This is a genomic window from Aeromonas sp. FDAARGOS 1419 (assembly GCF_019047045.1).
GTDB lineage: Bacteria > Pseudomonadota > Gammaproteobacteria > Enterobacterales > Aeromonadaceae > Aeromonas > Aeromonas veronii.
On record NZ_CP077209.1, the window covers coordinates 917,501 to 931,084 of the forward strand.

At 59.6% G+C, this 13,584-nt stretch carries 9 protein-coding genes; 7 read left to right on the top strand and 2 right to left on the bottom strand.

All coding sequences use genetic code 11. The features are described from left to right. Positions 1-163 precede the first annotated feature (163 nt). Entirely contained in the window at positions 164-1,099 is a 936-nt protein-coding gene (locus I6L49_RS04015) for a LysR substrate-binding domain-containing protein (protein ID WP_216950653.1), read from the top strand. A 6-nt stretch (positions 1,100-1,105) separates the two neighbouring features. Here I6L49_RS04015 and I6L49_RS04020 read toward each other — a convergent pair whose 3' ends face one another. Beyond that, complete coding sequence (locus tag I6L49_RS04020) at positions 1,106-2,014, bottom strand: LysR substrate-binding domain-containing protein (RefSeq protein WP_216950654.1); 909 nt, start codon at positions 2,012-2,014, stop codon at positions 1,106-1,108. A gap of 277 nt (positions 2,015-2,291) precedes the next feature. Between I6L49_RS04020 and metE the strand changes: the two genes are divergently transcribed. Both metE and I6L49_RS04030 read left to right on the top strand, forming a co-directional pair. Continuing rightward, positions 2,292-4,556 carry a 5-methyltetrahydropteroyltriglutamate--homocysteine S-methyltransferase gene (metE, locus tag I6L49_RS04025; protein ID WP_216950655.1) on the top strand — a complete coding sequence of 755 codons (2,265 nt, stop codon included), beginning with the start codon at positions 2,292-2,294 and terminating at the stop codon, positions 4,554-4,556. 176 nt (positions 4,557-4,732) lie between these two features. Beyond that, positions 4,733-5,482: an ABC transporter substrate-binding protein gene (locus tag I6L49_RS04030; RefSeq protein ID WP_216950656.1), complete on the top strand. Its 750-nt coding sequence runs from the start codon at positions 4,733-4,735 to the stop codon at positions 5,480-5,482. Positions 5,483-5,518: 36 nt separating this feature from the next. Here I6L49_RS04030 and I6L49_RS04035 read toward each other — a convergent pair whose 3' ends face one another. Then, a complete protein-coding gene (locus I6L49_RS04035; protein WP_216950657.1) occupies positions 5,519-6,382 on the bottom strand; it encodes a LysR family transcriptional regulator in 864 nt (287 codons plus the stop codon). A 166-nt stretch (positions 6,383-6,548) separates the two neighbouring features. On the opposite strand from I6L49_RS04035, the gene I6L49_RS04040 reads away from it, so the two are divergent. The 4 genes from I6L49_RS04040 to pflB all read left to right on the top strand — a co-directional run bounded on the left by I6L49_RS04040 (position 6,549) and on the right by pflB (position 13,495). Further along, the gene (locus I6L49_RS04040) at positions 6,549-7,982 is read left to right on the top strand and encodes a glycoside hydrolase family 1 protein (protein ID WP_021231363.1); all 1,434 of its coding nucleotides are present in this window, start codon (positions 6,549-6,551) and stop codon (positions 7,980-7,982) included. Between the two features lie 193 nt (positions 7,983-8,175). Next, entirely contained in the window at positions 8,176-9,936 is a 1,761-nt protein-coding gene (gene ycaO / locus I6L49_RS04045; RefSeq protein ID WP_064335887.1) for a 30S ribosomal protein S12 methylthiotransferase accessory factor YcaO, read from the top strand. Positions 9,937-10,317: 381 nt separating this feature from the next. After that, on the top strand, positions 10,318-11,166 hold the full coding sequence (focA, locus tag I6L49_RS04050; protein ID WP_005333620.1) for a formate transporter FocA: 849 nt from the start codon (positions 10,318-10,320) through the stop codon (positions 11,164-11,166). A gap of 46 nt (positions 11,167-11,212) precedes the next feature. After that, positions 11,213-13,495 (top strand): formate C-acetyltransferase, encoded by a 2,283-nt coding sequence (gene pflB, locus I6L49_RS04055; RefSeq protein WP_005352571.1) that lies wholly within the window; start codon positions 11,213-11,215, stop codon positions 13,493-13,495. Positions 13,496-13,584 lie beyond the last annotated feature (89 nt).

Below are 13,584 nucleotides of genomic sequence, written 5' to 3' on the forward strand. Positions count from 1 at the left end.
AAACGGTCCTTGCTGGTGGGGCGGATTGCCCGCGCAGCAACCGTCTGATGGGGACAGGGCCATTATGATGGCTGCAAAAATGGCGACAATCTGGTGAAATAGGTTCTTATCGTTCTATCAATGGAACGATGTAAATGCACCTCACCCTGACCAAGGCAGCCCGATGACACTACTGGAACTTGATTTGAATGATCTCTATCTCTTCACCCATGTGGTGCAGCGGCAGGGATTCACCGCCGCCGCGCGGGCACTTGGCGTACCCAAGTCGCGGATCTCGCGCCGGATCCGGCTGCTGGAGGAGCGGCTGGATACCCGGTTGCTGCAACGTACCTCGCGTCAGCTCAGCCTGACCGATGCCGGTGAGGTGCTCTATCGCCACTGTCAGGCGATGCTGGCCGAGGCGCAGGCCGGAGAGGCGGCAGTGCGGCAACGGCAGCAGGAGCCGAGCGGTCTGGTGCGGATCAGCGTGCCCATTACCATTGCCGATGCGCTGCTTGCCCGCTTGCTGCCCGTGTTTATGGCGCAATACCCCAAGGTGAGGCTCGCCGTGCAAGCCAGCAATCGGCAGGTGGATCTGCTGGAGGAGGGGCTGGATGTGGTGATCCGCGGGGTGGCCTTCGAGCAGCCCCCCTCCAGTCTGGTGCAGGTACCGCTCTGCACGGTGCAGTGGGGCGTGCTGGCGACCTCGGCGTGGCTCTCGCGCCACAATGCGCTGGCGCATCCGCGCCAGCTGGAGGGAGAAGATGCCCTGCTTTTCAGCTCGCTGGAGCGTCAGGTCGATCTGTTGCGGCTGCGGCACGACAGTGGGGAGAGTGAGGAGGTGGCGGTCAATGTGCTGTTGCGCAGCGACAATGTGCAAACCCTCAAACAGGCGGCGCTGGCGGGGCTAGGAATGGTGGGCTTGCCACTTTACGCCTGCGTGAATGAGCTGGCGGATGGGCGGCTGCAACAACTGTTGCCCGAGTGGCGTCCCAAAGATGGCAAGCTGGTGATGCTCTATCCCGCGCGGCGCGGTCTGTCACCCGCGGTCAGGGCCCTCATCGATTTTATCAAGGCAAAGTTGCCTGCACTGCTGGCAGAGGTCGGCCAGCCCCGCTGAGGAGGGTTATCCCTCCATCTTGGTGCGAATGCGCTCGAACAGGCTCTGCAGGCAGGCTTGATCCCGATCGGCGGCCCGTACCGCGCCGTACATATGGCGGCGAATACCGCTGCCGAGGGGGCGGGAGCAGAGCATCCCCTGTCTGACAAACTCGTCGCTAGCCCAGCGCGGCAGGGCGGCAACCCCGAGGCCGGCTGCGGCCATCTGCAGCATCACCGAGGTGTTGTCCACCGGCTTGCAGCGGGCGGGCTCCACCCCGGCGGGCTGCAAAAAGCGGCTGAAGATATCCATGCGGCTGCGCTCCACCGGATAGACCAGCAGCACCTCCGCCCCCAGATCGCCCGGCTCGATGCGGCTCTGGTGGCAGAGGGGGTGATCCTGCGCCATCACCAGAGTCAGATCGAAGGCGAACAGCGGCTCGAAGTGGAGATCGCCGCGGGCCTGCACGTCCGAGGTGAGCAGCAGGTCGAGCTGACCGCCGAGCAGGGCATTGATGGCATCAAAGCCCGGCACCGACTCCACTTCCAGATCCACCCCTGGCCACTGGCGGCGAAATTCCGGCAACAGCGGCAGCAGCCACTGGATGCAACTGTGGCAATCGAGCGCCAGATGCAGCCTGCCCGCATCGCCGCTCTGCAGGGCCTGCAGCTGCTTCTCGGTCTGGGTCAGGGCGGGCAGAACCTGACGGGCGAGGGCGAGCAACTGGCTGCCTGCCGCGGTCAGCACCAGCGGGCGGCTTTTGCGCAGGTAAAGCTCCAGATTGAGGCGGGTCTCCAGCTCTTTGAGCTGGTGGGAGAGGGCAGACTGGGTGAGGTTGAGGGTCAGCGCCGCACCGGCCAGCGAGCCCTGCTCGGCCAGCGCGGTCAATGTTTTCAAGTGTTTGATCTCTATCCCTGCATTGCTTGGCACTGCCATAAGATGGCTCCTTGTGAGATTGCGTATGGCGCTGAGGTTGCGGTCGGCGGTTACCCTGCTGCGCTTCTTGACTCCGGCACCTCTTGCACCGCTAAAAATCGGCCTCTGTATCCTCGCGGTGAACCTGTTCGGCGGTCAGTTGAGGATTATTTGAGAGCCACTTGAAGAGGATTCAATAGCCAGCGTCACCTTATCTTGTCATTTTGGATGTGTAAACATCTGGATGGCTAAATCATCCAGTTTCCCATCAGATGAATGAGCATAAGGAAATGAACCTATGACACGTGCACACACCCTGGGCTTCCCCCGTATCGGCGCCAAGCGCGAGCTGAAATTTGCCCTCGAATCCTACTGGCGTGGCGAGACCACTCAGGCCGAACTCGTTGCCGTGGGCAAGACGCTGCGTGAGCGCCACTGGCAGGCCCAGCACGGCGCCGGGGTCAATCTGCTGCCGGTGGGCGACTTCGCCTGGTACGATCAGGTGCTCGGTACCAGCCTGCTGGTGGATGCGGTGCCTGCCCGCCACCGTCATGGCGAGACCGATCTCGACACCCTGTTCCGGGTGGCCCGCGGCCGTGCGCCGACCGGCCCGGCGGCGGCCGCCGCCGAGATGACCAAATGGTTCAACACCAACTATCACTATCTGGTGCCGGAGTTCAGCCGTGATCAGCGCTTCAAGCTGGGCTGGAGCCAGCTGTTTGACGAGGTGGAAGAGGCCAAGGCGCTGGGGCTGCCGGTCAAGGCGGTGCTGCTGGGGCCGGTCTCTTATCTGTGGCTCGGCAAGGAGAAAGAGAGCGGCTTCTCCCGCCTTGAACTGCTCGATCGCCTGCTCATCGTCTATCAGGAGATCCTGGCCAAGTTGGCCGCCCAGGGAGTGGAGTGGGTACAGATCGATGAACCTGCGCTAACGCTGGACCTGCCGGACGAGTGGCGGCTGGCCTACCTCAACGCCTACGAGCGCCTCGCGGGCCCCTGCAAGCTGCTGCTCACCACCTATTTCGGCTCGGTGGCTCATCAGCGCGACATCATCACCAGCCTGAAAGTGGATGGCCTACATCTGGATCTGGTGGCCGCCCCCGAGCAACTGGAGACCCTGGTGCCGCATCTGCCCGCCCAGTGGGTCATCTCCGCCGGGGTGATCAACGGCCGCAACGTCTGGCGTGCCAATTTGGCCAAGCTGGCGCCGACTCTGAAGGCACTGAAAGCCAAACTCGGCGAGCGGCTCTGGGTGGCCTCATCCTGCTCATTGCTGCATAGCCCGGTGGATTTGACTCTGGAGCAGGAGCTGGATCCCCAGACCCGCAGCTGGTTCGCCTTCGCCTTGCAAAAATGTTTCGAGCTGGGACTGCTCAGAGAGTATCTGGATGGGGGCGAGCTCGACAAAATCACCGCCTACAGCCAGCCCATCGTCGATCGGGAGTCCGACAGCCGGGTGCACAAAAAAGCGGTGCAGTCACGGCTCGCCAGCCTCACCAACAGCGATTTTGATCGCCACAGCCCCTATCCGGTCAGGGCCGAGCTGCAGCGCTCGGGTCTCAAGCTGCCGCTGCTGCCCACCACCACCATCGGCTCCTTCCCGCAGACCTCGCAGATCCGGGTGTTGCGGCAGGATTGGCGCGCCGGTCGCATCGATGACAGCGCCTACGAGGCGGGCATTAAGGCCGAGATCCGCGATGCCATCGCGCGTCAGGAGGCCATCGGGCTGGACGTGCTGGTTCATGGTGAGGCCGAGCGCAACGACATGGTGGAGTATTTCGGTGAGCTGCTGGATGGCTTTGCCATCACCCGCTTCGGCTGGGTACAGAGCTATGGCTCACGCTGCGTCAAACCGCCGGTGATCACCCGCGATATTGACCGCCCGACTCCCATGACCTTGGCGTGGACAAAGTTTGCCCAGAGCCTGACCGACAAGCCGGTGAAGGGGATGCTGACTGGCCCTGTGACCATCCTCTGCTGGTCCTTCCCGCGGGAAGACGTGAGCCGCGAGCAATCGGCCCTGCAAATCGGGCTGGCCATTCGCGACGAGGTGGCAGATCTGGAAGCCGCCGGCATCAAGATCATCCAGATCGACGAACCGGCGATCCGCGAAGGCTTGCCCCTGCGCAAGCAGGATCATCAGGCCTATCTCGACTGGGCGGTGCGGGCCTTCCGTCTGAGCGCAAGCCCGGTGGCGGACCGCACCCAGATCCACACCCACATGTGTTACAGCGATTTCAACCTCATCATCGAGGCGGTGGCGGCGCTGGATGCGGATGTGATCACCATCGAGACGAGCCGCAGCCAGATGCAGCTGCTCGAAGCGTTCGAACGCTTCAACTACCCCAACGAGATTGGCCCGGGTGTCTACGACATCCACTCGCCGAACGTGCCAAGCCAGAGCTGGATTGAGGGGTTGCTGCGCAAGGCGGCCAAACAGATCCCGGCCGAGCGGCTCTGGGTCAACCCGGACTGCGGCCTCAAGACCCGCGGCTGGGAAGAGACTGAGGCCGCCCTCAAGGTGATGGTTGATGCCACCAAGGCGCTGCGGGCCGAGCTGGCGTAACCGGCAAGCCGTGACCGCCATCGATAAGGTGGTGTGCTGACAAACGAACGAGAGAGGGGAAGCCACTGCTTCCTCTCTCTTTTTTCGTTGGCCACTTTTTCCACTGGATCCTGAACCTTGCCGCAGCCTGCTTTGCACTAGGCTCAGAGTTGGCAGAAGTGGATGGAGTCGCGGCCATGAGAGTCAGTCTGGGGAGCGCAATCCTGTGGGGATTGCTGATGTGGCAGAGTGCATGGGCGGCGCCAGCGGCCGAGTTGAAGATGGTCTACTTTGACGACTTTGCCCCATATTCGTGGCGTGACGAACAGGGCAAGATGCGCGGGCTGATGATCGACGTGATGGATCGGGTGGCAGCGCAGATGGGGCTGCGGGTGCGCCACGAAGGCTATCCGTGGCAACGGGCGCAAAAACTGGTGCGGATGGCGCAGGCCGATGGCTTTGTCACCATCGCCACTCAGGAACGGCGCAGCTATACCCTGGTTGTGGAAGAGCCGGTCACTACCACTGTGCTAACCATTTTTACCCAGCGTGCCCATCTCCGAATGGCGGAGTTTCAGCGAGCCAGCCGCTTGAGCGACTTCAAATCGCTTACCTTTCTCGACTATTTCGGTAATGGCTGGGGCAAGGAGAACCTGGCGGGCTTCACCGTTCATCACACCATCAATGTCGATAATGTTTTCAAAATGCTGGCGGCGGGTCGGGGGGACCTGATGGTGACCGACCCACTGGTGGCACGTTTCAAACTCAACCAGCTGGGATTGTCCGGGCAGGTGGTCGAGGTGCCGCTGCAGCTTGCCTCTACCCCGTTCAATCTCTGCATCGGCAAGCACTCCCGCTTCAATACCCGGATAACCGAGTTCAACCGTGCCCTGCAACAGCTGCGACAAAGCGGCGAGTTGGCGCGTATCGTCGAACGCTATCGTTGATGCGCAGCCGCCATCTGCGGTTTGCCAAGGGCGTGTCTATCTTGGCGTCATATCGGCGATGGTTGCCCAGAAGGCATCGATCAAGGGCCCCTTGCTGTGGGACGGACGGATAAGGCCAATGGTCCAGCAGGCTTCCCCATCTCTAAGGGGCAGGGTGAGTACATCTGGGTGCTCGATGGTGGTGGAGGAGGGAACCAGGGTCCAGGCGATCTCTGCCGCCGCGGTGGCAACACCGGCGGCGAAGTCGTTGACGTACTGGATATCGCGAAAACGCAGCCCGCTCTGGGCCAGATAGTTCATCAGGTGATCGTAAAACGACGGCGCCTTGTCCCGACGCAGGATCGCCAGCGGTTTGTCCACCAGATCCGCCAACTCCCTCACATCGCGGTAGCTGGCGGGCAGCACGGCGACAAAGTGGGCTTCGACCACCGGCAGGGCGTGCCACCCCTTGGGGGCGGGCAGGCGGCAAAAACCGAGGTCCAGCTTGCCTTCACTCAGCGCCAGCAACTGGTGGTGGGTGGAGAGATCGTTGAGCTCGATGGTCACCTGCGGCCGCTCGGCGCGAAAGCGGGCGATGGCGGCGGGCACCAGGATCTTGGTGGCCACGCCAAAGCCGATGCGCAGGGTGCCGACATTGCCCGCCAGCACGTCGCGGGCGGTGCGCGAGAGCTGCTCGCTCTGGATGACCACAGCGCGGGCATCCTCATACAGCGCCCTGCCCAGTCCGGTGAGGCGAGTGGTACTGGCGTTGCGCTCGAACAGCTCGCCGCCCAGCTCCTCCTCCAGCCGCCTGATCTGTTTGCTCAGGGCCGACTGGGTAACGTGCTGACGTACCGCCGCCTGGCCGAAGTGCAGCACCTCCCCCAGAGTGACGAAGGCTTTCAGATCCCGTAGCTCCATCAGGGCTCCTTTCATTCCTGTTGGGAATGTTGAGTGGTCATATATGTCATTGGACGGAATTTTAGAAGTGTTGGATGCTTATGCCAATTCATTTCGGGTGCCCCGACAGGGGGCGCCGAGTTATCAGAGATGGCTGACACCATCAGCGCAGAAGGAGCAACACCAGATGCATCACCACAAGTTCAACGACTTCCCGAGCGATTTTCTGTGGGGCGCCGCCTCCGCCGCCTATCAGGTGGAGGGGGGCTGGAATGCCGATGGCAAGGGGCCCTCGGTGTGGGATCTCTTCACCAAGCTGCCGGGCAAGACCTTTGAGGGGAGCAACGGCGATGTGGCGGTCGATCACTACCACCGCATGGAAGAGGACGTGGCGCTGATGGCCGAGATGGGGCTCAAGGCCTACCGCTTCTCGGTGAGCTGGCCGCGCATCTATCCCACCGGTCGGGGGGAGGTGAACGAGGCGGGGTTGGCCTTCTACGAGAAGCTGATCGACACCCTCTTGGCCCACCAGATCGAGCCGGTACTGACCCTTTATCACTGGGATCTGCCGCAGGCGCTGCAGGATGAGTACGGCGGCTGGGAAGATCGACGCATTATCGAGGATTTCGAGCGCTACTGCGTGACTCTCTATCAGCGTTTTGCCGGCAAGGTGAAGTACTGGGTGTCGCTTAACGAGCAGAACTACAACCTGACCAACGCCTATCAGCTCGGCACCCATCCGCCTGCCGTGCAGGATCGCAAGCGCTTCTTTGCCGCCAACCACATCGCGTTTCTGGCCAATGCCCGGGTGATCAAGGCGTTTCGCCAGCATGTGCCAAATGGCCTCATCGGCCCGAGCTTTGCCTACTCCCCTGCCTATCCGGCGTCGTGCGATCCGAAAGATATGCTGGCCTATGAGAACGCCGAGGAGTTCAACAACCTCTGGTGGCTGGATGCCTACTGCTTTGGCCGCTATCCGCAGGCGGCGCTCGCTTACTTGCGAGAAAACGGCGAGGCGCCGGAGATCCTGCCGGGCGATATGGAGTTGCTGCGCGAGGGGACGCCCGACTACATCGGCGTCAACTACTACTACACCCTGACCTACACAGATAACCCCTTGGGCGGTCAGACCCTGCAGCGAATCAACACCACGGGCAAGAAGGGTACTACGCCATCGAGCGGCATCCCCGGCCTCTACAAGACGGCGCCCAATCCTCACCTTGAGACCAGCAACTGGGACTGGGCCATCGACCCGACCGGGATGCGCATCGCCCTGCGTCGCCTCTCTTCCCGCTATGGCCTGCCGCTGATGATCACCGAGAACGGTCTTGGCGAGTTCGACAAGCTGGAGGCGGGCGACAAGGTGAACGATGAGTACCGCATCGATTACCTGCGCAGCCACGTCAAGGCCTGCCAGGAGGCGATGCAGGATGGGGTGGAACTGCTCGGCTACTGCGCCTGGTCGTTCACCGACATCCTGAGCTGGCTCAACGGCTACCAGAAGCGTTACGGCTTCGTCTATGTGGAGCGTGACGAGCAGGGGGGCTCCCTTCGTCGGATCAAGAAGGCGAGCTTCCACTGGTACAGCCAGGTGATTGCGAGCCAGGGCAAGCAGCTCTGACGGTTTATCGCGTCGCGTAACAAGCGGGCCCGGGCAATCCCCGGGCCCGCGCTGTTTGTGGCGGGGGAGAGGGGGCAAGCCGGTTTCTCTCTGTGCGACTCACCCCTGTTTGCTGATTTTTGTCCTGCCAAAGCCGCCGACCCCTGCTATTATCTGCGGCCGAACATGAGCCAATAAAAATCAGGATATCGTGATGACTGACCACACTTTTATTCCCGGCAAGGACGCGGCGCTGGAAGACTCCATCGAACGCTTCCAGACCAAGCTGCAAGCCTTGGGCTTTGATATTGAAGAGGCCTCCTGGCTCAACCCCGTGCCGAACGTCTGGTCGGTGCATATTCGGGACAAAGAGTGCGCCCTCTGCTTCACCAACGGCAAGGGTGCCAGCAAGAAGGCGGCCCTCGCGTCTGCCCTTGGCGAATATTTCGAGCGTCTCTCCACCAACTACTTCTTCGCCGACTTCTATCTGGGCGAGCAGGTCGCCAACGGCGATTTCGTTCACTACCCGAACGAAAAGTGGTTCCCCATCGAGGGTGACCAGTTCCCGGCCGGTCTGCTCGACAGCTTCACCCGCAAGTTCTACAACCCGGACGGTGAAGTGACCGCCGACATGCTGGTGGATCTGCAGTCAAACAACGAAGAGCGCGGTATCGTCGCCCTGCCGTTCGAGCGTCAGTCCGATCACGAGACCGTCTACATCCCGATGAACATCATCGGCAACCTCTATGTCTCCAACGGCATGAGCGCTGGCAACACCAAGACCGAAGCGCGCACCCAGGCGCTCTCCGAGGTGTTCGAGCGCCACGTAAAGAACAAGATCATCGCCGAGGCCATCAGCTTGCCGCTGATCCCGGACGAGGTGATTGCCCGTTATCCGGGGATTGCCGCCTCCATCGCCGCCCTCGAAGCGGAAGGCTTCCCCATTTACAGCTTCGATGCCTCTCTGGGTGGCCGCTATCCGGTCATCTGCGTGGTGCTGCTCAACCCGAGCAATGGCACCTGCTTTGCCTCCTTCGGTGCCCACCCGCGCTTCGAAGTGGCCTTCGAGCGGACCGTCACCGAGCTGCTGCAGGGCCGCGGTCTCAAGGATCTCGACGTGTTTGTGCCGCCGTCATTCGACAACGAGCAGGTGGCGGATCACCACAACCTCGAGACCCACTTCATCGACTCCTCGGGCCTTATCAGCTGGGACCTGTTCAAGCAGGATGCGGACTTCGAGTTTGCCGACTGGGACTTCCGTGGCACCTCGCAGGAGGAGTTCGATCACCTGATCGGCATCTTCCACGAGTTGGAGCAGCCGGTCTATATCGCCGACTACGAGCATCTGGGTGTCTACGCCTGCCGCATTCTGGTGCCGGGCATGTCCGACATCTATCCGGCCGAAGATCTGCTGCTGGCCAACAACAATATGGGCGCCAACCTGCGCGAAGTGATCCTGGCACTGCCATCACTGGATTGGGATGCCGAGCAGTACATGGCGTTGTTTGATCAACTGGATGAAGAGGGGCACGACGAGCGTACCCGTGTACGCGAGCTGCTGGGCATCGCCGCTGCCAAGGGGACCGCGCTGCACACTCTGCGCGTTGGCGAGCTGAAAGCCATGCTGGCGCTGGCCGCCGGTGAGCTGGAGACCGCACTGGATCTCATCGACTGGACCATGGAGTTCAACCAGTCGGTGTTTACTGCCGAGCGTGCCAGCTACTACCGCGCCCTGCGTGCCTGCGTCGAGTTGTTCCTCGACGAGGAGCGGGATCCGGAGCAGTATCGCGCCGTCTTCACTCGCATGTATGGCGAAGAGACGCTGGCACAGGCATGGGCCAACGCCAGTGGCGAAGCACGCTTCCACGGGCTGGAGGCGGCCGATCTGTCGCTCTCCCAGTTCCCGCTGCACCAGAAGCTGCTGGCGGCCTACGAGAAGCTGCAGAAGGCCAAGCGAGCCCATCACTGGGCGTGATCGTTGCTGTAAAGGAAGGGGCCGTGTGGCCCCTTCTGTTTATCGTGCGACAAGGCACGGGATTGTTATTCAAAGATGAAATAAAAAACAAAAAATACCCCTAAGGGGGTTGATGGCAGGGCAGGGGATGTGCTGTCGATCTGCAAAGATATCTTGCCAATGCCACATTTCCATGCTCTAGAATAAATTCTTTAAAATCATTGCATTAAAAATGTGATATTTCTGTTTCAGCTGATACCTGGTGTAAAGTGGCGTAGCCATCGCACTAAAATATTTGTAGTAAAATTACATTCGCACTCTGATAAACTTGATCAATGTCAATTTTGGCTATTTGGCCCTTTGTTATGATTTCAACAGGCAAAACATTCAGGTAGAAAATAATTGAAAGCTGAATCTCCATTCGATTGTCTCAAGCCCGAAGCCATCGCTGCACTGGCTGAAGACATCACCTATGCCAAGGCTACCAAGCCGGCATACAAGGTCATTCCACTGGCCATCACCGCAGGCGCTTTCATCGCCATCGCATTTATCTTCTACATCACAGTGACGACCGGAACCGGCTCCATGCCTTGGGGTATGGCCAAGTTGGTGGGCGGTCTCTGCTTCTCTCTCGGACTTATTCTCTGTGTGCTGCTCGGTGCCGAGCTGTTCACCTCCACTACCCTGACGCTGGTGGCCAAGGCTGCCAATCGCATCAGCTGGGCTCAGCTGCTCAAGAACTGGGGGCTGGTCTACTTCGGTAACCTGATTGGCGGTCTGCTGATGGTGGCGCTGATCATCGTTTCTGCAGAGTACACGGCCGCAGATGGTCAGTGGGGCCTCAATGCCCTCAAAGTGGCCCAACACAAAATTCACCACACCTTCTTCGAAGCGGTGGCGCTGGGTATCCTCTGTAACCTGATGGTATGTCTTGCTGCCTGGATGGCTTTTGGTGCCCGCAGCGCGACTGACAAGGTAGTGGTTATGCTGCTGCCGGTTGCCATGTTCGTTGCATCAGGTTTCGAGCACAGCATCGCAAACATGTTTATGATTCCGGTTGGTATCGCTATCCACAGCGTGGCTAGTCCGGAATTTTGGCAGGCCATCGGCCAGGATCCGGCAACCTTTGCTGACCTGACCGTATCCAACTTCGTCCTACACAACCTCATCCCCGTGACCATCGGCAATATCATCGGTGGTGGCGTGATGGTTGGTCTGACTTACTGGTTTATCTTCCGTCGTCATCATTAAGGATGATTGCGGGATACTACATCAATACCGTGTGAGGTAATGAAAAATGGCAGAACTTAACGAACAGTTCCAAAAAGCATGGGAAGGCTTCGCGGCCGGTGAATGGCAGACCTCTGTCAACACCCGTGACTTCATCCAGAAGAACTACACCCCGTATGAAGGTGACGAGTCCTTCCTGGCTGGCGCGACCGAAGCGACCACCAAGCTGTGGGACAAGGTCATGGAAGGGATCAAAATCGAAAACCGCACTCATGCGCCGGTCGATTTTGATACTGACCTGCCCTCCACCATTACCGCACACGATGCCGGTTATATCGATCAGAGCCTGGAGCAGATCGTTGGTCTGCAGACTGACAAGCCGCTGAAGCGCGCCATCATCGCCAACGGCGGTATCAAGATGGTTAAAACTTCTTGCGAAGTGTACGGCCGTCAACTGGATCCGATGGTCGAGAAGATCTTCACCGAATACCGCAAGACTCACAACCAGGGCGTGTTTGACGTTTACACCAAAGACATCCTGAACTGCCGTAAGTCTGGTGTTATCACCGGTCTGCCGGATGCCTACGGCCGTGGCCGTATCATCGGTGACTACCGTCGTGTTGCTCTGTACGGTGTTGACTTCCTGATGGCCGACAAACTGGCCCAGTTCAAGTCCCTGCAAGCTGACCTGGAAAACGGCGTCAACCTGGAAGCCACCATCCGTCTGCGCGAAGAGATCTCCGAGCAGCACCGTGCCCTGGCACAGATGAAGGTGATGGCTGCCAAGTACGGTTGCGATATCTCCGTACCGGCCAAGAACGCTAAAGAAGCCGTACAGTGGACCTACTTCGCCTACCTGGCGGCAGTCAAGTCCCAGAACGGTGCAGCCATGTCCTTCGGTCGTACCTCCAGCTTCCTGGATATCTACATCGAGCGTGACCTGCAGAAAGGCCTGATCACCGAGCAAGAAGCCCAGGAGCTGATGGACCACATGGTCATGAAGCTGCGTATGGTTCGCTTCCTGCGTACTCCGGAATACGATTCACTGTTCTCCGGCGACCCGATGTGGGCGACCGAGACCCTGGCTGGTATGGGCGTTGACGGCCGTACTCTGGTCACCAAGAACAGCTTCCGTATGCTGAACACCCTGTACACCATGGGCCCGTCCCCTGAGCCGAACCTGACCATCCTGTGGTCCGAGAAGCTGCCGGTCGGTTTCAAAAAGTACTGTGCCAAGGTATCCATCGAGACCTCTTCCGTTCAGTACGAGAACGACGATCTGATGCGTCCGGATTTCAACAACGATGACTACGCCATCGCTTGCTGTGTATCCCCGATGATCGTTGGTAAGCAGATGCAGTTCTTCGGTGCTCGTGCCAACCTGGCCAAGACCATGCTGTATGCAATCAACGGTGGTATGGACGAGAAGCTCAAGATCCAGGTCGGTCCGAAAACCGAGATGGTCAAGTCCGAGTACCTCGACTACAACGACGTAATGGATCGTCTGGACCACTTCATGGATTGGCTGGCCAAGCAATACGTTGCTGCGCTGAACATCATCCACTACATGCACGACAAGTACAGCTACGAAGCCTCTCTGATGGCGCTGCACGACCGTGACGTATATCGCACCATGGCGTGTGGTATCGCTGGTCTGTCCGTAGCCGCTGACTCCCTGTCTGCCATCAAGTACGCCAAGGTCAAGCCGATTCGTGACGAAGATGGCGTTGCCATCGACTTCGAAATCGAAGGCGAATACCCGCAGTTCGGTAACAACGACGCTCGCGTCGATGATATCGCCTGTGACCTGGTTGAGCGCTTCATGAAGAAGATTCAGAAGCTGAACACCTACCGTGGTGCTGTTGCTACCCAGTCTGTTCTGACCATCACCTCCAACGTGGTATATGGCAAGAAGACCGGTAACACCCCGGATGGCCGTCGTGCTGGTGCTCCGTTCGGCCCGGGTGCAAACCCGATGCACGGTCGTGACCAGAAAGGTGCTGTTGCTTCCCTGACTTCCGTAGCCAAGCTGCCGTTCGCTTATGCTAAAGATGGTATCTCCTATACCTTCTCCATCGTTCCGAACGCACTGGGTAAAGATATGGAAGCCCAGAAAGCCAACCTGGCTGGCCTGATGGACGGTTACTTCCACCACGAATCCAACGTAGAGGGTGGTCAGCACCTGAACGTTAACGTGATGAACCGTGAAATGCTGCTGGACGCCATGGAAAACCCGGAGAAATATCCGCAGTTGACCATCCGCGTATCCGGTTATGCCGTTCGCTTCAACTCTTTGACCAAAGAGCAACAGCAAGACGTCATCACCCGTACCTTCACCGCTTCTCTGTAATCGAGACGTAGTGAGTAAAAACCGGCGCCAAGGCGCCGGTTTTTTTATGCGTGTGATTCAGGGGAGTAGGCTTACATCCAGTTCCATCG

Excerpts from the sequence above, each read along its gene's own strand:
- I6L49_RS04015 (WP_216950653.1), top strand. The coding sequence starts at position 164 with ATGACACTACTGGAACTTGATTTGAATGATCTCTATCTCTTCACCCAT.
- I6L49_RS04020 (WP_216950654.1), bottom strand. The coding sequence starts at position 2,014 with ATGGCAGTGCCAAGCAATGCAGGGATAGAGATCAAACACTTGAAAACA.
- metE (WP_216950655.1), top strand. The coding sequence starts at position 2,292 with ATGACACGTGCACACACCCTGGGCTTCCCCCGTATCGGCGCCAAGCGC.
- I6L49_RS04030 (WP_216950656.1), top strand. The coding sequence starts at position 4,733 with ATGAGAGTCAGTCTGGGGAGCGCAATCCTGTGGGGATTGCTGATGTGG.
- I6L49_RS04035 (WP_216950657.1), bottom strand. The coding sequence starts at position 6,382 with ATGGAGCTACGGGATCTGAAAGCCTTCGTCACTCTGGGGGAGGTGCTG.
- I6L49_RS04040 (WP_021231363.1), top strand. The coding sequence starts at position 6,549 with ATGCATCACCACAAGTTCAACGACTTCCCGAGCGATTTTCTGTGGGGC.
- ycaO (WP_064335887.1), top strand. The coding sequence starts at position 8,176 with ATGACTGACCACACTTTTATTCCCGGCAAGGACGCGGCGCTGGAAGAC.
- pflB (WP_005352571.1), top strand. The coding sequence starts at position 11,213 with ATGGCAGAACTTAACGAACAGTTCCAAAAAGCATGGGAAGGCTTCGCG.